The following is a 19,640-nucleotide window of genomic DNA, read 5'->3' as shown; positions in this document are numbered from 1 at the left end:
ACCTGCCCATCGGAGACCGCATGCCCTCACCCGACGATCCCCCGCCGCCCGCCCCGCGAGCGTGGCAGGTCGTCCTCGAGCACATCGAGCGCGACCTCCTCGACGACACCCTCGCCCCCGGTGATCACCTGCCGCCCGAGCGCGACCTCGCGGCACGCCTCGGGGTCGGACGCTCGAGCGTGCGTGAAGCCCTTCGTGTTCTCGAGGTGATGGGGCTCATCCGTACCGGGACGGGTTCGGGGCCGAGCTCGGGGGCGGTGATCATCGCCACCCCGCGCGGTGGAATGTCGGCGCTTCTCCGGCTGCAGGTGGCGGCACACGGGTTCCCCCTCGACGACGTCGTGCGTACCCGGGTGGCGCTGGAGAGCGCCGTCGTCGAAGATCTCGCCTCGCAGGGGGCGCCCGACACGGCCCCGGTCCGCCGCATCCTCGATGCCATGGACGCCGCAGAGCGTACCCGTGACGAATTCCTGACGCTCGACGCGCAGTTCCACCTCGGCCTCGCCGAAGCATCCGGAAATCTCGTCATCACCGCGACGATGGCGGGCCTGCGTAGTGCGATCGAGTCGTATGTGCGGATCGGTGCCGCACGAGTGCCGGACTGGGCGGCGATGTCGACGCGGCTCCAGCATGAGCACCGCGCCATCGTGGCGGCCGTCGAGGCGGGTGATCCCGGACGCGCCCGTGACCTCGTGCGCTCCCACATCATCGGGTACTACTCCGACGCCCATCTGGCTCGCGAGACAGCCACGCCCTCCGAGGGGACGAAGACATGACCGAGCCCACCATCCGGCGACAGCTGCCCGTGCCGGGAGACCTCCGCGAGCTCATGCGGTTCAAGCGTCCCGAGCTGAACGGCACCCGGCGACGCCTCACCTCGGCCCTCACCATCGCCGACCTCCGGGCGATCGCCCAGCGCCGCACGCCGAAGGCGGCGTTCGACTACACCGACGGGGCGGCTGAGGGCGAGCTGTCGCTGGCGCGGGCTCGGCGCGCCTTCGAGGACGTGGAGTTCCACCCGTCGATCCTCCGACCCGCCGAGCACGTCGACACCTCCCTCACCGTCCTCGGTGGCGCGAGCGCCTTGCCGTTCGGCATCGCCCCCACGGGATTCACCCGGCTGATGCACACCGCGGGCGAGCGGGCCGGCGCCTCGGCGGCGGGCGCCGCGGGAATCCCCTTCGCGCTCTCGACCCTCGGGACGACCTCCATCGAGGACGTGAGAGCTGCGAACCCGCACGGTCGCAACTGGTTCCAGCTGTACGTCATGCGCGACCGGGAGATCTCCTACGAGCTTGTTCGACGGGCTGCGGCGGCGGGTTTCGACACGCTGCTGTTCACCGTCGACACCCCGGTTGCGGGGGCGCGCCTCCGGGACAAGCGGAACGGCTTCTCGATTCCGCCGCAGCTGACGATACGGACGATCCTCGACGCCCTCCCGCGGCCGTGGTGGTGGTTCGATTTCCTGACGACGCCGAAGCTGGAGTTCGCCTCACTGAATTCGACCGGCGGCACGGTCGGAGAGCTGCTGGATGCCGCGATGGACCCGACCATCAGCTACGACGACCTCGGTGTCATCCGCGATCTCTGGCCGGGGAAGATCGTCGTCAAGGGGGTGCAGACGGTCGAGGACGCCGTGCGACTGATCGAGGCGGGCGTGGACGGCATCGTGCTCTCCAACCACGGCGGGCGTCAGCTCGATCGCGCACCGGTGCCCTTCCACCTGCTTCCGCGTGTGGTGCGGGAGGTCGGCCAGGATGCCACGGTGATGGTCGACACCGGGATCATGCACGGTGCCGACATCGTCGCGTCGATCGCGCTCGGCGCGTCCTTCACCCTCGTCGGGCGGGCGTACCTCTACGGCCTGATGGCGGGCGGGCGTGCCGGCGTCGATCGCGCGATCGCGATCCTCCGGGAGGAGATTGAGCGCACGATGCGCCTGCTGGGAGTGTCCAGCCTCGCGGAGCTCGAACCCGCGCACGTGACGCAGCTCACCCGCCTGGTGCCGGTGGGTGACGCCGCGCGCGCTGAGCGTGCGCGCTGAGCGAGATTCAGGCGCGAGGGGAGAGGGTCGGCAGCAGCGCATCGAGGAAGGTCGCGGTGTCCTCCCATCCCTCGACGGCCTGGCAGCGCACGCCCATCGCCAGGACGGGGTAGTCGTTGCCGTGCGGGTCGAGGCGGTCTCCGACGAAGAGCATGTCATCGAGCGCGATGCCCGTCTGATCGGAGAGCTGACGCATGCCGTAGGCCTTGTCGATTCCGCGGTGCGTGATGTCGACCGACGTCGAGCCGCCTGATCGGACCTCGAGGTCGGGGATGCGAACGGCGACGGCGTCGCGGAGGGCGTTCTTCTTTTCGCCGGTCGGGTCCCACGCCGTCTTGGCGTCCAGCGGCGCCTGCTGGCCCAGAGCCGAGAAGGTGATCTGCGACCCTCGGTCTTCGAGGATCTCACCCCACGGCTCGCTCTCCCACAGGCCCAACCGTCGGGCCTCCTCCTCGACGGCGGCGATGGCGCGAGACTTCTGGTCGTCGGTGAGGCTGTGCGCGTACACGGTGCGTATGCCGTCGGCGTCGATCCGGTAGTACTGGGTGCCGCACGTGGGCAGCAGGTGGACGTGATCGAGGATGTCGGGCGCGGCCGCCGGCAGAAGATCGACGACCTGCGTGCGGAACTGCGACAGCTGACCGCCCGAGATGATGGCGACCTCGACGCGCTCGGCCAGCGCGATCAGCTGATCGCCGATGCGGGGATCGATGGCGCTCTTGGAGGGCGCGAGGGTGTCGTCCAGATCGAAGGCGACGAGCTTCGGGGCGGGCTGGGGCGAGGTGTCGTTCACGGCGCTCCTGTTCGGTGTCGTGCGAGAGGCCTCACCGATATCGGTGAGGCCTCTCTGCGGTCGGGGTGACAGGATTTGAACCTGCGGCCTCTTCGTCCCGAACGAAGCGCGCTACCAAGCTGCGCCACACCCCGTGGCAACCCCCCAAGCCTACCCGATGCCCGCGCCGTGTTCGAACCGACGGCGGCGCGACGTCCCGAGCGCGATGCCGGTGGCCACCACCGTCAGCCCGACGACGAGAGGGGCAGCCACCGTGGCGATGCTCGCCCCGGTCGCCGCGAGGGACGGGGTCGGGGCGGGAGGCGCTTCCGCGACGATCGTCGTCTCGGCGGCGACGCCGCACGCTCCGTGATGCACCTCCTCGCCGGCGGCATCCACCGCACGCTCCCGCCAGTAGTACGTTCCCGGTTCCGTCATCGCAGGGGACGTCACGATGTACTCGCCCGCCTCGGTCACCGCGATCGGCTCGCTCTCCCAGACGAGGGCCTCCGGGGTGCAGGCGTCGGCGGCCGGCACGCCGTCGGCGGAGCGGTAGACGGCGGAGGACACGGACAGACCACCGGTGGGGATCACGCCGCCGACGATGATCGTGTCCGACACCGGATCGCCGACGGCGACGTGCTCCTCCGCCTTCGACGAGACGTCGGGGACGACGCTGATCTGGCTTCGCACGCCGAACGACTCCGTCCACGAGAACTCCGCCGGCAGATGCGCGGCGACGTCGGGGTGCTGGGTGTCGCGGGTGATCGTCCACACTGCGGTGTAGAAGCCGGGGCCGGGCAGCTCCCAGTCGGAGGTGACGCGATAGGGGACGTCTCCGCCCTGGTCACCGGTCACGAGCGCCAGCGAGCCCACCGGTTCGGCGTCGGCGGGGACCGATGCCTGCGGTTCGGTGGGTTCCCACGACGTGCGGTAGACCTCAGCGCCGGCGGTGATCGGCAGGGGTGATCCGTCAGTCGACCGAGGCCAGTCGCCGTCGGAGAGAGTGATGTTCACGTCATCGACGAACGCCCCACCGGGGACGTAGCGCGCAGCGACCTGCGTCGTGATCGCGGGGGAGAAGAGGGGGACGCGCGGCGCGGTGTCGGCGCCGGACACCTCGAAGGTCGCGGGGCCCCCAGGGCCTGCGGTGTCCTGGTCGCCCGCGGTGGTGACGTGGCGGACCGCCGGGGCGACTCCGCCCGCGAAGCGGCCGGTCCCGCTCACCGTGTACGCGCGGCCGGGCGCCGGTGGTGCTGTCGTGATCGCATACTCGGTTCCCGGCGTCACCCCCTCGAGGGTCGGCGCACCGGACTCGCTGAACACCGCGTCGACGAGCGTCACCGTTCCGACCGCGTCGGCAGCGCTCGTCTCGACTCTGACCGTGCCGCGGCGATGATCGACCGGGTCGACGGTGAAGACCAGCGTCCCCGTGGGGGCGTCGGTTCCACGCCGCATCGCCTCGTCGTAGAACGCCACCGCACGCTGCTGGACCGCCGCGTTGTGCTCGGGCGCAAGACGGGAGAAGACCCGGTCGATGACGCCGGCGAGCGAGTCGCCCTCATAGCCGAACTGGCGGAGCGTGTCATTCCAGTTCGCGATCGCCTTGACGGCCCAGCCGACCGCGGCCGCCTGCACCGGGTCATCCGTCTGTCCGTGAGTGGACACGAGGTGATTGATGCGGGTCAGCTGCTCGCCGGAGAGCCCCGCTGCGCCGCCGCTGATGCCGTGGTCGATGCTCGGGCCGGTCGGCAACGGCAGGCCTGGGACGATGCAGTACGTGTGGACGCCGTTCACGAGCATGGAGCCGTGCCATCCGTGCGCCGATATCGGCGCCCAGGTGCCGAAACCCGTCCCGCGCTCGGCGGCCGAGGCCGGAGCAGCGGCGAAGACCGATCCCGCGATCACGACGACGCTCAGCGCGACGCTCGCGGCCAGGAGTCGAAGGAGTCCTCGGATCGAGGAGGGGAACGCGGCGGGGCGAAGGGTGGTGAAGGGCATCGTGCGGACTCCCGGCTAGACGATCGGACGGATCGATCGTCGCCGCCGGGCCCATCGCGCAGGTCGTCAGGGGACGCTTCGGTGGAGAAGTCCGCGCACCCCGCCGTTGTGCAGGAGAGGACGTCGAGGACTCAGCGGCGGGGGAGGATCGTGATGAGCGTCGCCTCCGGGCGGCACGCGAAGCGTACCGGGGCATAGATGGAGTGGCCGAGACCCGCGCTGACATTCAGCGGTACGGTGCGGCCGGCGTGCGACCAGGTGCTGAGCCCCCGCGCCTGATCGAGCGGGATGTCGCAGTTCGCCACAAGTGCGCCGACGCCGGGAAGGCGCACCTGTCCGCCGTGCGTGTGCCCGGCGAGAACCGCGTCCGCCCCGAGATCGACGAAGGCGTCCAGAACGCGGCGGTAGGGCGCGTGGGTCACACCGATCGTGAGCGCTGCGTCCTCGCCCTCTCGCATCCGCTGGATCGGTTCGGGAAGCGACCCCAGGCGATCCCACCCGCGGTGGGCGTCGTTGACACCGAACGCGTGGATACGGGCTCCGGCGGCGTCGAGAGCGGCGACGGTGTTGTTCAAATCGTGCCAGCCGAGCTCATCGGTGAGATATCGATCGAGCAGGTCGGTGTCGAGCAGCTCGGGCTCGGTCTTGATCTTCGACGGGCCCAGGAAGTACTTGAACGGATTGCGCGGACTGGGTGCCACGTGATCGTTTGAGCCGTGGACATACACCCCGGGGATGCCGCGGAACGGCCCGAATGCGGCGCGGATGCCGTCGAGCCCCAGGGGGTGGCCGAGGTTGTCGCCGGTGTTGATGATCAGGTCGGGTTCGAGCGCCGCGAGGCCGGCGATCCAGCGCTGCTTCCGCCGCTGCCACGGCGCCATGTGCGCGTCGGAGACGTGGAGGATGCGCAACGGCCGGGCGCCCGCGGGAAGGAGCTGCAGCTGGTGCTCACGCACCGTGAAGAGGTAACGCTCGACACCGACACCCCAGACGGCCGCCGCGGTGCCGGCCGCCCCCACCACGCCGAGCGTGGTGAGGGCGGCCCTCGTCAGAGGGTGCGGCACTACTCGTCGTCGTCTTCGTCGTTGCCGGGCGCGCCCTGGCCGGGGCACGCTGCGGCGGTGAAGTTGATCGTCACCGTGGCGCCGCGGGTGGTCGCGGTTCCTGCCGCAGGGTCGGTTCCGGTGACACGACCGCCACCGGATCCGGGATCGGGAGTACACGACCCCAGTTGGGCGGAGAACCCGGCCGCGTTGAGGGCTCCCGCGGCGACGGCGGGATTCTGCCCGCTGACGTCGGGGACGGTGGCGGCCTGACCGTTACTGGGGTTGATCGTCACGACGCTGCCGGCCGGTGCCTGACCCGAGGGGTTCTGCTGCACGATGATGTTCGTCGGCTGGTCGGAGTTCACCGCCTCGCCCACGCTGACCTCCCAGCCGGCGCCTTCGAGGGTCGCCCGGGCCTGGTCGATCGTCTGTCCGACCACGTTCGGAACGTCACGGACCACCTGACGGATCAGGTTCTCGGCGGGCGGCGGGAAGTCGTCTCCGCCGTACGCGGCATTGGCGGTCGCCTGGATGCGCTGGGCGATCGGGTACCGGATGTCCATGACACGTCGGTCATAGGCATAGGCGCGCGCGATGTCGACGGTGCCGCGGACGTTGCCGGCCATCACGGCGGTCGTGACGTTCGTCGACGACTCGATCATCCACGAGTGACGCTGTTCGTTGGTGCCGGTCTTTCCGAGCATCGGGGTGCCGTCGAACGGGTTCGCCTGGGCACCGGTTCCACCGCGAGCCATCACGCCCTGGAGAGCGAACGCGGCCGTCGACGCCACCTCGGGGGTGAGGACGGGCGAGCAGTTGCGCACCGGGACGAGCTCCGGGCGGTCGACGCCGTTGTTGTCCACCACGCGGTCGATGACCTTCGGCTGGCAGAGGGTGCCGCCATTGGCGACGGTGGCGTAGGCGCCCGCCATCGCGATCGGTGAGACGTCGTTGACGCCGATGATCTGCGAGGGCACGGTGACGTTGATCGGCTCGCCGTTCCCGCTGGTCACACCCATCTTGGCCACCACGTTGGTGATGTCGCAGAGGTCGAGCTCCGCAGCCATGCCGATGAAGCCGGTGTTGAGCGACTGCGCGGTGAACTGCAGGGGGGTGCCGTTGTAGCCGCGCTGGTTGCCGAAGTTGCGGATCCGGTCGCTGCCGGGGTTGACCCAGTCGCCCGCGCAGGAGGTCATCCGGGGGATGTTGCGATCGGTGCCGTTGACGACCTCGCGGAGGGACTTGCCCTGCTCGAGCCAGTCGATGAGGGTGAACAGCTTGAAGGTCGAACCGGCGCCGAAGCCGCCCGAGCCGCCGTAGGTGGAGTCGCCGGCGAACACGATGGACGATTCGTTGGGATCCTCGGTTGCACCCGGCACGTAGCGGGTGTTCTGTGCGATCGCGAGGACGCGGCCGGTCTTGGCCTCGATGCTCGTGGCGGTCGCCCCGAACTCCATGCCCTCGATCGACGTCGGCGCGTAGTCGGCCATGGCCTGCTCGGCGGCGCCCTGCACACGGGGGTCGATCGTGGTGTAGATCTTCAGGCCGTCCTGGCGGAGCGCCCGGTCCCGAGCCTCGCGTGTCTCGCCGAAAGCGGGATCATTCTGGATCGTGGACACGACGTACTGGCAGAAGTACGCAGCGGCACCGGTGGACTGGCACCCCGTCACCGGCTGCGTGATCGTCGGGGTGATCGGCTCCACCGCCGCCTGGATGTACTGGTCGCGGTTGATCTTGCCGTCATCCAGCATGCGACTGAGCACGTACAGCTGCCGGCCCTTGGTGGCGCTGTAGCCGTCCGCCGCAGCGAGCAGCTGCTCATCGTTGATGACGCCCTCATCACGGAGGGTGTAGAGCGCCTGGATCGTGCCGGGCTCGACGTCCTCGATCGAGCCATCGGGCGCCTTGTTGTACCCCACACCTTCGGAGTTGACGATCGAACCGTTCGGTCGGTCGATCCGGTAGGTGTTCGGGTTCTGGACGATGCCGGCGAGGGTTGCGGCCTGAGAGACGCTCAGCTGCGACGCGGGGACGGCGAAGTAGTACTTCGACGAGGCATCGATGCCGTAGTTCGTGCCGCCGAAATTGGCGATGTTGAGGTATCCGAGCAGGATGTCGTTCTTCGAATACCGCTGTTCGAGGGCGATCGCGTACCGCATCTCCTGAAGCTTGCGCTCGTAGCCCTCGGCGCCGGTGGCGTTCGTCGCCTCTTCCCAGCAGTTGCGGAGGACCTCGTCGCGGGTCTTCAGGACGTTGCCGTCAGCGTCGACCTCGGCTTCCGCATCCCGCTCGCAGCGCTGGATGAGCACGTTCTTGACGTACTGCTGGCTGATCGACGACCCACCCTGGGTCTGACCCCCCTGCGCGTTGCTCAGCAGCGCGCGGGTCGTGCCGATGAGGTCGACACCGCCGTGCTGGTAGTAGCGCGGGTCCTCCGACGACAGCACGGCGTCGTAGACGACCGGCGCCACCTGATCGAAGGTCACCGGCGACCGGTTCTGGTCGTAGAACTTCGTCCACTCGACCTCTTGCCCGTTGTCGGGGTTCACGTACATGAGGGTCGTCGGCAGCATCAGCTCGTCGATCTCGAGGTAGCTCGGCATGTTGTCGAACATCGAGATGGCGCTCGAGGCCGCGGCCCCCGAGACCGCGATCGCGGGGGTGACGGCGGCGGTCACGAGCACACCGGCGACGGCGCTCAGTCCGACGACCCCGAGGAGGCCGCCGAGCACACCGCTACCCGTCCGTTTCGTCTCAGGCATAGGGTTGATCGTAAGGGAGCTTCCTGGGCGATCCCTCGACCGGCGTGCGCCCACGGAGATCTTTCCCAGCATCCGCCCGCGATACCGCCCCGACCACAGGAGCCTCGATGACGACGTGGGAGTACCTCACCACTCCGCTGCTGATCCACAACACCGCCGCCATCCTCAACAACTGGGGGAAGCAGGGCTGGGAGCTCGTGCAGGTCGTCCAGGGTCCGGAAGGGGGCCTCGTGGCCTACTTCAAGCGGCCCACCGGCGGCGGCGCTCCCAATGCGGCGCTCGGCGCGGCAGAGCAGGCGGCGCGCCAGTTCGGAGACGAGCAGTGAGCGTTTCGCAGCGCCTGGCCGAGCTCGGCATCGAGCTCCCCTCGGTCGTCCCGCCGGTGGCCGCCTACATCCCCGCCAAGGTGCACGGCGACCTGGTGTACACCGCGGGCCAGCTCCCGATGGTCTCGGGTGCGCTTCCCGAGACCGGCAAGGTCGGCGAGGGTGACGGTCTGGTGACCCCGGATGCCGCGGCGGGTTACGCCCGCCAGTGCGCGCTCAACGCCGTCGCGGCGGCGGCAGCCGCCGCCGGGGGCGTGGACCGCCTCGCCGGTGTGCTGAAGGTCACCGGATTCGTCGCCTCGGTGCCCGCGTTCACCGGTCAGCCCGGGGTCATCAACGGTGCGAGCACCGTCCTGGGGGAGATCTTCGGCGACGCTGGTCGTCATGCCCGCTCCGCCGTCGGCGTGCCGGTCCTGCCCCTGGACGCCCCGGTCGAGGTCGAGGTCGTCTTCACCCTCGCCTGACGCCGCGCCGCGGCATCCCGCTTTCGCGGTTCCTCACGAAACCGCGAAAGTGCATCTGCGCGCCGAGGATGCGAGTGAACCCCGCACCCTCGGCGCCCAGATGCACTCTCGGCGCGGGTGAGCCGCGTGGGGCTACTTCACCTGGGCGGAGATGACGCTCATCACTGCGGTGTCGGCGAGCGTCGTGGTGTCGCCGACCTCACGGCCCTCCGCGACATCCCGCAGGAGCCGGCGCATGATCTTGCCCGACCGGGTCTTCGGCAGCTCACCGACGATGTAGACGTCGCGCGGCCGGGCGATCGGCCCGATCTGCTCGCTCACCCACGCCCGCAGCGCCTGCGCAAGTCCCTCAGGGGAGTGCTTGTCGAGGTAGCTCTGCTTGATGATGACGAAGGCCACGACGGCCTGGCCCGTCGTCTCGTCGGACGCGCCGACGACCGCCGCCTCCGCGGTGGCCTCGTGCGCGACGAGCGCCGACTCGATCTCGGTGGTCGACAGGCGGTGGCCCGAGACGTTCATCACATCGTCGACGCGGCCGAGCAGCCACACGTCTCCGTCGTCGTCCAGGCGCGCGCCGTCGCCCGCGAAGTAGAACCCCTTGTCGCGGAACTTGTCCCAGTAGGTCTCCTTGAACCGTTCCGGGTCGCCCCAGATGCCGCGGAGCATCGACGGCCAGGGCTCGGTGATCACCAGCAGGCCGCCGTTGCCGTTGCCGACGTGGGTGCCGTCGTCGTCGACGACGTCGACCGAGATGCCGGGGAGGGGAACCTGGGCAGACCCCGGCTTGGTCTCGGTCACACCCGGAAGGGCGGAGATCATCATCGCGCCCGTCTCGGTCTGCCACCACGTGTCGACGATGGGCGTCTCGCCGTGGCCGATGATCTCGCGGTACCAGACCCACGCCTCGGGGTTGATCGGCTCTCCGACGGAACCGAGGAGGCGCAGGGACGACAGGTCGAACTTCTGCGGAACCGCGCGCCCGATCTTCATGAACGAGCGGATGGCGGTGGGAGCGGTGTAGAGGATCGTGACGCCGTACTTCTCCACGACCTCCCACCAGCGCCCGGGGTGCGGGGTGTCGGGCGTGCCCTCGTACAGGACCTGCGTGGCGCCGTTCGCGAGGGGACCGTAGGTGACGTACGAGTGACCGGTGATCCAGCCGATATCGGCGGTGCACCAGTACACGTCGGTCTCGGGGTGGATGTCGTGGACGACCCGGTTCGTGAACGCGGCCTGGGTCAGATAGCCGCCGGAGGTGTGGAGGATCCCCTTCGGCTTCCCCGTGGTGCCGGAGGTGTACAGGATGAAGAGGGGATTCTCGGCGGGGAAGGCGGATGCCTCGTGCTCGGCCGATGCCGCCGGGACGACGTCGTGCCACCACAGGTCGCGGCCCTCCACCCAGTCGACGTCGTTGCCGCCGCGGCGGACGACGAGGACGTTCTCGACCGTCTCCTGCGGGCCTGAGCCGTTGCGGTCGGCCAGCGCCATGTCGACGGCGGGCTTGAGGGGTGACACCTTCCCCTTGCGGTAGCCGCCGTCGGCGGTGATGACGAGCTTCGCGCCGGCGTCGTCGATGCGCGCCCGGAGGCTGTCAGCCGAGAAACCGCCGAAGACCACGGAGTGCACAGCGCCGATACGAGCGACGGCGAGCATCGCGGCGATCGCCTCGGGGATCATCGGCATGTAGATGGCCACACGGTCGTTGACGCCGACGCCGAGGCCCTCGAGCACATTGGCGAGGCGCTTGACCTCATCGGTCAGCTCGGCGTACGTCACACGCCGCTCATCACCCGGTTCGCCCTCCCACAGCAGGGCGACGCGGTCGCCGTTGCCGGCTTCGACGTGCCGGTCGAGGCAGTTGTAGGCGACGTTGAGCTCGCCGTCGGCGAACCACTCGGCGAACGGCGGGTTCGACCAGTTCAGCACCTGCGTGAAGGGCGTGTGCCAGTGCAGCAGCTCGCGGGCCTGGTCGGCCCAGAACCCCTCGCGATCCTCATCCGCGCGGGCATAGAGATCGGCGTTCGCAACGGCGTCGTCGGCGAAACCCGGCGACGGCGCGAACCGTCGGTTCTCGTTCAACAGGTGATCGATCTGACTGCTGGTCATGCTCATCGGTGCGCGCTCCTTCGCGGGCGAACGGGTGCCGTTTCCGGCCACAACACTCGTGAGAGTACCGACGCCCCGCAACGCCTCACTACCTCCGTTAGTGGGTGGATGAGACGAATGTGATATTCCGATGAGAGATCGCCGGCGCCGTTTTGCCGGCCTGTGACGACTGCGTATGATCATCACCGGCCGAACTTCGATTCTGGCATTCGCGACGCCCGCCCATCCCCCCGAGCCAGGGCGTCGCAGGAGGCGGTATCCCATTCCCCCCAATGGGATACCGCCTCCTTCTGTCTGTCGTCTTCTGGGGTCGGTGAGCCGCTGAGGCGCGTCGCGACCCGTCGAATACTGCGGCCTTCTCGCGACCCGGGCCGCGCTCTGCGACGAGTCGCGGGGGGCGGGGGGTCACACGGGGGCGGTCGCCCGTCGTCTCCTGCACATCTTCGCCGGCTACTCGACTGTCCACCGGTCCCGCCTCCGGCGCTGTGCGCAGTCTGTCCCGTCCCTACGGTCGAGGGCATGTCGATCCCGTTCGTCGCCCGTCCCCGCGTCGCGGGAGGGGGCGGCGGCGCGGGCGAACCCGCACCGACCGGGGTTCGGCGGCCGGCGGTTCTCGACGCCTTCTCGCCGTTCATCGACGACCCGGATGTGTCGGACGTCTTCGTCAACGGCGCACAGGGTCTGTTCGTCGACCGTGGTGCGGGGCCCCGGCGCGCGGACGGGTGGTGTGCCGGCGAGGAGGAGGTCCGCGATCTCGCTGTGAACCTCATCGGTGCGGGCGGTCGCCACATCGACGACGCGACGCCGTGCGTCGATGTGCGTCTGGAGGGCGGGATCCGCGTCCACGCGGTGCTTCCGCCGATCTCGCCGGAGGGCACCCTCATCTCCCTGCGCATCCCGCGGCTGGGTACCCCCACTCTGGACGATCTCGCCGCGACGGGCATGTTCGACCCGCCCGCCCAGCGCGCGCTCGAGCGATTGGTCGCCCGGCGGGCGAACCTGCTCGTCAGCGGCGCCGCCGGCGCCGGGAAGACCACGCTTCTGGCCGCCCTGCTGTCCGCCGCCCCCGCAGAGGAGAGGATCGTCACGATCGAGGATGTCGCGGAGCTGCGCCTCTCGCATCCGCACCATGCTCGGCTCGAGGCGCGCCAGGCCAACCTCGAGGGGGCGGGCGAGATCGCCCTGGCTCGGCTCGTGCGCGAAGCGCTGCGGATGCGTCCCGACCGGCTGGTGGTGGGGGAGTGCCGCGGCGCAGAGGTGCGTGAGCTCCTCTCGGCGCTGAACACCGGTCATGACGGAGGTGCGGGAACCGTGCACGCGAACGGGCTCGGCGACGTCGCCACGCGCCTCGAAGCACTCGGCGCGCTGGCAGGACTCGGGGACCACGCGCTCGCCCGCCAGGTGACCAGCGCGATCGACGTGGTACTGCATGTCGAGAGGAGCGGGAGCGGGCGCCGCCTCGCCGGCGCCGGGCGTCCGCAGCTGTCGTCGGTCGGTCGGCTCGAGATCGCGCCCGTGGAGCTGGCGGAGGTGGCCGGCCGATGAGCGCGCTGCTCGCCCGTCTCCCCGGTCGGAGCTCACCTGCTCCGCCCGCGACCCCTGCCGCCGACACCGTCCTGAAACTGGCGGTGCTGTTACAGGCGGGGGTGACGCCCGACCGGGCGTGGGAGCACCTCGCCGAGACGGGGGATGCCGCGGCGCGGACGATTCGCGACCGGAGACGAGATGGTGCCGCCCTCGCGTCGGCGATCAGTGGAACGGGGCCGGAAGCGAGTCCCTGGCGGGAGGTCGGGGCGGCATGGGAGGTTGCCACCGTCGTCGGTGCGCCTCTCGCGCCGAGCCTGCGCGGTCTGGCCGTCGCCCTCCGCGACGCGCAGGAGGCAGCGGATGAGATCCGGGTGGCCCTGGCCGAGCCCACCGGAACCGCCCGACTGATCGGGTGGCTGCCCCTTCTCGGGGTCGCGCTGGGGCTTCTGCTCGGCTTCGATACGGTCGGGATCCTCACGACGCACCCCCTGGGTATCGCCTGCCTCGTCATCGGCGGCGCCCTCATCCTCATCGCGCGGCGCTGGACGGCATCCCTCGCCCGCAGGGCCCGTCCGCCCGGTGGAATCGCGGGCCTCGACGGAGAGCTTCTGGCGATCGCCCTCAGCGGCGGCGTCTCGATCGAACGGGCGAGGACCCTCGTCGCCGCGGCATGGGGGACCCCTCCCGCGCCGGCGACCGTCGGCCTGCTCGATCTGTCACGGAGGGCTGGGGTGCCCGCTGTCGAATTGCTGCGCGCCGCTGCCGCGCTCGCGCGTCATCAGGCCCGCGTCGACGGCAGGCTCCGTGCCGCGAAGCTCGCGACGAGGCTTCTCCTGCCGCTCGGCGTCTGCACGCTTCCGGCGTTCCTGCTCCTCGGGGTCGGACCCATGTTCCTCAGCGTCCTGTCCTCGTCGGCGCTCAGCCTGTGACACATCAACGAACGTGCCCACCGTCCACCCCATCGCAGAGAGAAGTGACCACCATGACCCACCCGCACGACAGCACCACACGCTCGATCCGACTGACCCGCCGCCGCGCCGCGACCCTGTTCACCGACGACACCGGCGCGGCGACAGCCGAATACGCCATCGCGACGATGGCCGCCGTCGCTTTCGCCGGCCTCCTCGTCCTGATCATGCGCAGCGACGAGGTGCGGGGCATCCTGACCGAACTGGTCCGCCGCGCCCTGACGGTGGCGTGAGGGGCCGTGAGCTCGGCGGCGACCGGGGGTCGGTCGTCGCCGAGTTCGCGGTGGCGCTGCCCGCCGTCATCGTCGTGGTCCTGCTTTCGGTCGCCGCGTTGACGGTTTCTGCCCAGCAGGTGCGGCTTCAGGACGCCGCCGCAGACGCGGCGCGCCTCGCCGCGCGCGGCGAAGACGGTGATCGCGTCCACGGCGCGATCAGGGCTGCCGTGGCGGGTGCTCGGGGCACCGTGTCGCACGAAGGAGATCTCGTGTGCGTATCGGCCGTCGCGCCGGCGCACCCCGTCCTGCCGATGACCCTGACGGCGCGCAGCTGCGGGCTGTCCGGGGGATGGTGATCCGGTGGCCGGCACGTCGATCGCCGTCGGCGTCGTCGGCGTGACCGCCGCACTCGCGGTGGGTCTGCTCGCCGTGGGCGGCGCCGCCGTCCAGGCCCAACGCGTGGCGGGCGCCGCCGATGCGGCCGCACTCGCCGCCGCCGACGCCGCGTCGGGCGTGCTGTCGGGGGTGCCCTGCGAGCGAGCCGAGCAACTGGCGGCCACCATCGGGGCCGAGCTCGTCCGCTGCGAGCTCGACGACCTCATCGCGACCGTGACGGTCGAAGGCCGCGTCCTCGGCCTCCCGGTCTCGGCGTCGGCCCGCGCCGGGCCGCCCGCTTTCCCGTGACGCCCCGGGGGAACGCCGCTCCCGCTCTCAGCGATCACCCCCCTGTGCGGTGTGTATGGTGTGCAACGAAGAAAGGACCCCCGTGGCATCCACAGGCAAGAAGCTCGTCATCGTCGAGTCCCCGACGAAGATGCGCTCCATTCAGGGGTACCTCGGCGACGGATACGAGGTGCTCAGCTCGGTCGGGCACATTCGCGACCTGGCGAACAAGAAGGACATCCCGGCCGACAAGAAGGCCGCGTACGGCAAGTACTCGATCGACATCGACAACGACTTCGATCCCCTCTACGTCGTCAACGACCGCAAGACCAAAACCGTCGCTGAACTCAAGCGTGCGTTGAAGGGGGCCGACGAAGTCCTCCTCGCCACCGATGAGGACCGTGAGGGCGAGGCGATCGCGTGGCATCTGCTCGAGGTGCTCAAGCCCAAGGTGCCCGTCAAGCGCATGGTCTTCCACGAGATCACGAAGGACGCCATCCGCGCCGCGGTCGACAACACCCGTGAACTCGATCACGCTCTCGTCGACGCCCAGGAGACCCGACGCGTCCTCGACCGGCTCTACGGCTGGGATGTCTCGCCGGTTCTGTGGCGCAAGGTCGGCAGCGGTCGGGAAGGCGCGGCGTTGAGCGCCGGTCGTGTGCAGTCCGCGGCGACTCGGATGGTGGTCGACCGCGAGCGCGAGCGGATGGCCTTCGTCACGGCCAGCTATTGGGACGTCGAGACGGGAGCGGTCAAGGGATCGCTCGCCGACGGCGCCCAGCCGTTCACGGCGCGTCTCGCGCGCCTGGACGGCGCCGCCCTCGCCCGTGGCACCGACTTCGACGACGCCGGTCAGCTGAAGAAGGCGGTCGTCGTCCTCGATGAGGTTCGGGCGCGTGCCCTGGCCGCCGCGCTGGAGGCGGCCGGCGAAGCATCCGTCTCGGGTCTGGAATCCAAGCCCGGCACCCGCAGTCCCAAGCCCCCCTTCACCACCTCGACGCTTCAGCAGGAGGCGGGGCGGAAGCTCTCGATGAGCGCGAAGCACGCCATGGGCGTGGCGCAGCGTCTGTACGAAAAGGGCTACATCACCTATATGCGCACCGACTCGACGGCGCTGTCGGCCCAGGCGGTCACGGCGGCTCGTGCGCAGGCGGTGAGCCTGTACGGCGACAAGGCCGTGCCGGCCAATCCCCGGACGTACCGCAACAACAGCAAGAACGCCCAGGAGGCCCACGAGGCGATCCGCCCCTCGGGTGAGGATTTCCGGACGCCGTCCTCCGTGAAGGATCAGCTCGATCGCGATGAGCTGCGGATGTACGACCTCATCTGGAAGCGCACCGTCGCCAGCCAGATGTCCGACGCCAAATACGAGACGACGACGGTGACCATCACCGCGGACGTCTCGGTCGACGGCGTCGTCCAGCGCGCCGAGTTCACCGCATCGGGCACCGTCTACACCTTCAAGGGCTTCCTCGAGGCTTACGAAGAGGGCACCGACGAGAAGCGGGGGGATTCCCACCGCAGCGACGATCAGTCCCTGCCCGTGCTGAGCGTGGGCGACCAGGTTCGCCTGCGCGACATCGAAGCCAAGGGTCACGTGACGTCGCCGAAACCGCGCTACACCGAGGCGAGCCTGGTCAAGGCGTTGGAGGAGAAGGGGATCGGGCGTCCCTCGACGTTCGCGAGCATCATCGACGTGATCCTCGATCGCGGCTACGTCCGCAAGCGCGGACAGGCCCTCGTGCCCAGCTGGCTCGCCTTCAGTGTCGTGCGACTGCTCGAACAGCACTTCGCCGACCTGGTCGACTACGACTTCACCGCCGCCCTCGAGGACGACCTCGACCGCATCGCTCGTGGCGAGCAGCGCCGCACCGATTGGCTCCGCGCCTTCTATTTCGGCAACGAGGAGCACCCGGGCCTGCGCAACATCGTCGAGAACCTCGGCGAGATCGACGCCCGCGAGCTGAACTCGACCCGCATCACCGACACCGCCACCCTGCGTTTCGGCAAGTTCGGGCCCTACCTCGAGATCACCGATCCCGAGCAGCCCGAGGCCGAGCCGCGCCGGGTGAACATCCCCGACGACCTCGCTCCCGACGAGCTCACCCCCGAGAAGGTGCAGGAGCTGCGCGACGCCCCGGTCGCGGGCAACCGCGTCCTCGGCACCAACCCGGCCAACGGCAAGCTGGTCGTGGTCAAGGACGGCCGCTTCGGTCCCTACATCGAAGAGACCGACCCCGAAGAGCCCGCCGAGGTCGACGAGGCCACCGGCGAGGTGATCGAGGAAGCTCCGAAGAAGGGTAAGAAGGATGCCGCCAAGGCGGCGCCCAAGCCCCGCACCGCGTCCCTCTTCGCGTCGATGACTCCCGACACGATCGACCTCGAGACCGCACTGCGACTGCTCGATCTTCCCCGCGTGGTCGGAGAGGATCCCGAGTCGGGCGAGCCGATCACGGCGCAGAACGGCCGGTTCGGCCCGTACCTGAAGAAGGGGTCGGACTCCCGTTCGCTGGAATCGGAGCAGCAGATCTTCGACGTGACGCTCGAACAGGCCCTCGCGCTGTACGCGCAGCCCAAGTACGGCGCGCGGAAGGCGTCGAGCGCGCTGAAGGAGTTCGACAACGATCCCGTGAGCGGCAAGCCCATCAAGCTGCGCGACGGCCGTTTCGGCCCGTACGTCACCGACGGCGAGACGAACGCGACCATCCCCCGGGGTGAGAACGCGATGGATGTCACCTACGAACGCGCCGTGCAGCTGATCGCCGACAAGCGCGCGAAGGGCCCGGCGCCCAAACGCACCACTCGACGCACCACCACCACCCGCAAGCCCGCGGCGAAGAAGAAGTGAGCTCCGGCGCCGCCGTGGCGTCGGAGGGCGAGCTCGCGGCATCCGGACTGTTCGTCACCCTGGAGGGCGGCGACGGCGCCGGGAAGACCACACAGGCGGCGCTGCTCGAGAAGTGGCTGACAGGGCAGGGCCGGCGCGTGGTCCGCACCCGCGAACCGGGCGGGACCGAGGTGGGGGTGCTCATCCGCGACATCGTGCTCCACCACCGCGGTGACGTCTCACCGCGTGCCGAGGCGCTGCTCTACGCCGCCGACCGGGCCCATCATGTCGCGACGGTGGTGCGTCCGGCGCTCGCCCGCGGCGATGTCGTGATCCAGGACCGTTACCTCGACTCCTCGGTCGCCTACCAGGGTGCCGGCCGGGTGCTCGGTCCGGGCGAAGTGCGTGATCTGTCCCTCTGGGCCACCGAGGGCCTGCTGCCCCACCTCACGGTGCTGCTCGACCTCGACCCCGCGTCGGCGCGCGCGCGTCGCGATGCCGACGACAAGCCGTTCGACCGGCTCGAAGCCGAGCAGGATGATTTCCACGCGAGAGTGCGCAGCGAGTTCCTCTCGCTCGCCGCCGCGGAGCCGGAGCGCTTCCTCGTGCTCGACGCCACCGCGCCGGCCGACGAGATCGCGGCCGCCGTCCGCACGCGCGTGGCCGCACTGCTGGACGCCCGCACATCGTGAGCAACCCCCCAGCCGGGGTGTCGGGCGGGAAGATTAGGCTTAAGCCCATGGAGGCCACCGCGACCACGATCGGCACGGCGACCGACCCGTGGCGCGGCGTGTGGGGGCAGCCCGACGCCGTGGCCGCCCTTCAGGCCGCCGCCGCCGACCCCGGGGCGATGACGCACGCGTGGCTCCTCGTCGGGCCGCCCGGATCGGGCCGATCGACCCTCGCGTACGCGTTCGCCGCCGCTCTGATCGCCGAGCCCGGCGACGACGCCGCCGTGGCCCAGGTGCTCGCAGGCACCCATCCCGACCTGACGGCGCTGCGCACCGAACAGGTCATCATCCGCATCGACGAGGCCCGGCGGCTGGTCGAGCGGGCCTACTTCGCGCCTTCGATCGGGCGGCACCGGGTCATCGTCGTCGAGGACGCCGATCGGATGGCGGAGCGCACCTCCAATGTGCTGCTGAAGGCACTGGAGGAGCCGCCCGAGCGGACGGTGTGGGTGCTGTGTGCGCCGAGCGACGCCGACCTGCTTCCCACGATCCGGTCGCGGGTCCGCACCGTGCGGCTGCGCGAGCCCGACGTCGCCGACGTCGCCGCTCTCATCGCGGCCCGCACCGGGGCGACACCGGAGATCGCCGAACAGTCGGCGCGGCACGCGCAGCGGCACATCGGCATGGCCCAGCGCTTGGCGAGCGACGACGCGGCGCGCCGGCGGCGCGCCGAGACCCTCGCCGGCGTTCTCTCCGTCCGCGGTGTGGGGGGCGCGGTCGATGTGGCCGCGCGGATCGTCGCGGCGGCCACCGACGACGCCAAGGCGCTCAGCGCCGAGCGCGACGAGGCCGAGCGTCTGCAGTTGCGGCGTACCCTCGGCATCGCCGAGGGGGCTCCCGTGCCACCTGCGGTCCGCGGCCAGTTGTCCGCGCTGGAGGACGACCAGAAGCGCCGCGCCACCCGGAGTCTGCGAGACGGGATCGATCGCGTCCTCACCGACCTGCAGTCGCTGTTCCGCGATGTCCTCATGCGGCAGTTCGGCCGGGAGGACGACATGATCAATCGCGAATTCGCTGATGACATCCATGCTCTCGCCGATCAGTGGCAGCCCTCGCGCACGCTCGTCGTGCTCGATCAGATCTCCGAGACCCGCCGAAATCTCGAGCAGAACGTCGCCCCGACGCTGGCCATCGAGAGCATGCTGATCACCGTTGCCACCGGAAGGACCCCGTGACCGTCGCACCCCC

At 70.1% G+C, this 19,640-nt stretch carries 17 protein-coding genes and 1 tRNA gene; 12 read left to right on the top strand and 6 right to left on the bottom strand.

Annotated features, from left to right (window positions below):
- Positions 1 to 20 precede the first annotated feature (20 nt).
- Positions 21 to 776, top strand: coding sequence for a FadR/GntR family transcriptional regulator (locus tag V6S02_RS10110; RefSeq protein WP_336400713.1), 756 nt, complete (start codon positions 21 to 23; stop codon positions 774 to 776).
- Positions 773 to 2,044: an alpha-hydroxy acid oxidase gene (locus V6S02_RS10105; RefSeq protein ID WP_336400712.1), complete on the top strand. Its 1,272-nt coding sequence runs from the start codon at positions 773 to 775 to the stop codon at positions 2,042 to 2,044. The genes V6S02_RS10110 and V6S02_RS10105 overlap by 4 nt, the downstream gene beginning before the upstream one ends.
- A 7-nt stretch (positions 2,045 to 2,051) precedes the next feature.
- Here V6S02_RS10105 and V6S02_RS10100 read toward each other — a convergent pair whose 3' ends face one another.
- The 5 genes from V6S02_RS10100 to V6S02_RS10080 form a co-directional block, all read right to left on the bottom strand.
- Entirely contained in the window at positions 2,052 to 2,837 is a 786-nt protein-coding gene (locus tag V6S02_RS10100) for an HAD-IIB family hydrolase (protein WP_124293851.1), read from the bottom strand.
- A gap of 60 nt (positions 2,838 to 2,897) precedes the next feature.
- Positions 2,898 to 2,971 (bottom strand) — tRNA-Pro (locus V6S02_RS10095).
- Positions 2,972 to 2,987: 16 nt separating this feature from the next.
- Positions 2,988 to 4,817 (bottom strand): hypothetical protein, encoded by a 1,830-nt coding sequence (locus tag V6S02_RS10090; RefSeq protein WP_336400711.1) that lies wholly within the window; start codon positions 4,815 to 4,817, stop codon positions 2,988 to 2,990.
- A gap of 131 nt (positions 4,818 to 4,948) precedes the next feature.
- The gene (locus V6S02_RS10085; protein WP_336400710.1) at positions 4,949 to 5,881 is read right to left on the bottom strand and encodes a metallophosphoesterase; all 933 of its coding nucleotides are present in this window, start codon (positions 5,879 to 5,881) and stop codon (positions 4,949 to 4,951) included.
- Positions 5,881 to 8,625, bottom strand: coding sequence for a transglycosylase domain-containing protein (locus V6S02_RS10080; RefSeq protein ID WP_336400709.1), 2,745 nt, complete (start codon positions 8,623 to 8,625; stop codon positions 5,881 to 5,883). The genes V6S02_RS10085 and V6S02_RS10080 overlap by 1 nt, the downstream gene beginning before the upstream one ends.
- 107 nt (positions 8,626 to 8,732) lie before the next feature.
- On the opposite strand from V6S02_RS10080, the gene V6S02_RS10075 reads away from it, so the two are divergent.
- The gene (locus V6S02_RS10075; RefSeq protein ID WP_124293847.1) at positions 8,733 to 8,951 is read left to right on the top strand and encodes a hypothetical protein; all 219 of its coding nucleotides are present in this window, start codon (positions 8,733 to 8,735) and stop codon (positions 8,949 to 8,951) included.
- Complete coding sequence (locus tag V6S02_RS10070) at positions 8,948 to 9,415, top strand: RidA family protein (RefSeq protein ID WP_336400708.1); 468 nt, start codon at positions 8,948 to 8,950, stop codon at positions 9,413 to 9,415. Before V6S02_RS10075 ends, V6S02_RS10070 begins: the two co-directional genes overlap by 4 nt.
- Positions 9,416 to 9,547: 132 nt before the next feature.
- Here V6S02_RS10070 and acs read toward each other — a convergent pair whose 3' ends face one another.
- Complete coding sequence (acs, locus tag V6S02_RS10065; protein ID WP_336400819.1) at positions 9,548 to 11,521, bottom strand: acetate--CoA ligase; 1,974 nt, start codon at positions 11,519 to 11,521, stop codon at positions 9,548 to 9,550.
- 519 nt (positions 11,522 to 12,040) lie between these two features.
- Between acs and V6S02_RS10060 the strand changes: the two genes are divergently transcribed.
- The 8 genes from V6S02_RS10060 (at position 12,041) to V6S02_RS10025 (ending at position 19,627) form a co-directional block, all read left to right on the top strand.
- The gene (locus tag V6S02_RS10060) at positions 12,041 to 13,066 is read left to right on the top strand and encodes a TadA family conjugal transfer-associated ATPase (protein ID WP_336400707.1); all 1,026 of its coding nucleotides are present in this window, start codon (positions 12,041 to 12,043) and stop codon (positions 13,064 to 13,066) included.
- Positions 13,063 to 13,977 (top strand): type II secretion system F family protein, encoded by a 915-nt coding sequence (locus tag V6S02_RS10055; RefSeq protein ID WP_336400706.1) that lies wholly within the window; start codon positions 13,063 to 13,065, stop codon positions 13,975 to 13,977. Before V6S02_RS10060 ends, V6S02_RS10055 begins: the two co-directional genes overlap by 4 nt.
- A 53-nt stretch (positions 13,978 to 14,030) precedes the next feature.
- Positions 14,031 to 14,249 (top strand): DUF4244 domain-containing protein, encoded by a 219-nt coding sequence (locus V6S02_RS10050; RefSeq protein WP_336400705.1) that lies wholly within the window; start codon positions 14,031 to 14,033, stop codon positions 14,247 to 14,249.
- Positions 14,246 to 14,587 carry a TadE family type IV pilus minor pilin gene (locus V6S02_RS10045; RefSeq protein ID WP_124293834.1) on the top strand — a complete coding sequence of 114 codons (342 nt, stop codon included), beginning with the start codon at positions 14,246 to 14,248 and terminating at the stop codon, positions 14,585 to 14,587. The genes V6S02_RS10050 and V6S02_RS10045 overlap by 4 nt, the downstream gene beginning before the upstream one ends.
- Positions 14,588 to 14,591: 4 nt before the next feature.
- Positions 14,592 to 14,915, top strand: a complete 324-nt coding sequence (locus V6S02_RS10040; protein WP_124293833.1) for an Rv3654c family TadE-like protein — start codon at positions 14,592 to 14,594, stop codon at positions 14,913 to 14,915.
- An 82-nt stretch (positions 14,916 to 14,997) separates the two neighbouring features.
- A complete protein-coding gene (gene topA / locus V6S02_RS10035) occupies positions 14,998 to 17,742 on the top strand; it encodes a type I DNA topoisomerase (protein WP_336400704.1) in 2,745 nt (914 codons plus the stop codon).
- The gene (tmk, locus tag V6S02_RS10030; protein ID WP_240638617.1) at positions 17,739 to 18,413 is read left to right on the top strand and encodes a dTMP kinase; all 675 of its coding nucleotides are present in this window, start codon (positions 17,739 to 17,741) and stop codon (positions 18,411 to 18,413) included. The genes topA and tmk overlap by 4 nt, the downstream gene beginning before the upstream one ends.
- 47 nt (positions 18,414 to 18,460) lie before the next feature.
- Positions 18,461 to 19,627, top strand: coding sequence for a DNA polymerase III subunit delta' (locus tag V6S02_RS10025; protein WP_336400703.1), 1,167 nt, complete (start codon positions 18,461 to 18,463; stop codon positions 19,625 to 19,627).
- Positions 19,628 to 19,640 lie beyond the last annotated feature (13 nt).

Origin of the sequence: Microbacterium sp. CCNWLW134 (genome assembly GCF_037083565.1) — a bacterium.
Classification (GTDB): Bacteria; Actinomycetota; Actinomycetes; order Actinomycetales; family Microbacteriaceae; genus Microbacterium.
Note: the sequence above shows the minus strand (reverse complement) of the source record. Positions and strands in the feature narration are given on the sequence as shown.

Excerpts from the sequence above, each read along its gene's own strand:
- V6S02_RS10075 (WP_124293847.1), top strand. The coding sequence starts at position 8,733 with ATGACGACGTGGGAGTACCTCACCACTCCGCTGCTGATCCACAACACC.
- V6S02_RS10080 (WP_336400709.1), bottom strand. The coding sequence starts at position 8,625 with ATGCCTGAGACGAAACGGACGGGTAGCGGTGTGCTCGGCGGCCTCCTC.
- V6S02_RS10060 (WP_336400707.1), top strand. The coding sequence starts at position 12,041 with ATGTCGATCCCGTTCGTCGCCCGTCCCCGCGTCGCGGGAGGGGGCGGC.
- V6S02_RS10090 (WP_336400711.1), bottom strand. The coding sequence starts at position 4,817 with ATGCCCTTCACCACCCTTCGCCCCGCCGCGTTCCCCTCCTCGATCCGA.
- V6S02_RS10055 (WP_336400706.1), top strand. The coding sequence starts at position 13,063 with ATGAGCGCGCTGCTCGCCCGTCTCCCCGGTCGGAGCTCACCTGCTCCG.
- V6S02_RS10050 (WP_336400705.1), top strand. The coding sequence starts at position 14,031 with ATGACCCACCCGCACGACAGCACCACACGCTCGATCCGACTGACCCGC.
- V6S02_RS10105 (WP_336400712.1), top strand. The coding sequence starts at position 773 with ATGACCGAGCCCACCATCCGGCGACAGCTGCCCGTGCCGGGAGACCTC.
- acs (WP_336400819.1), bottom strand. The coding sequence starts at position 11,521 with ATGACCAGCAGTCAGATCGATCACCTGTTGAACGAGAACCGACGGTTC.
- V6S02_RS10110 (WP_336400713.1), top strand. The coding sequence starts at position 21 with ATGCCCTCACCCGACGATCCCCCGCCGCCCGCCCCGCGAGCGTGGCAG.
- V6S02_RS10025 (WP_336400703.1), top strand. The coding sequence starts at position 18,461 with ATGGAGGCCACCGCGACCACGATCGGCACGGCGACCGACCCGTGGCGC.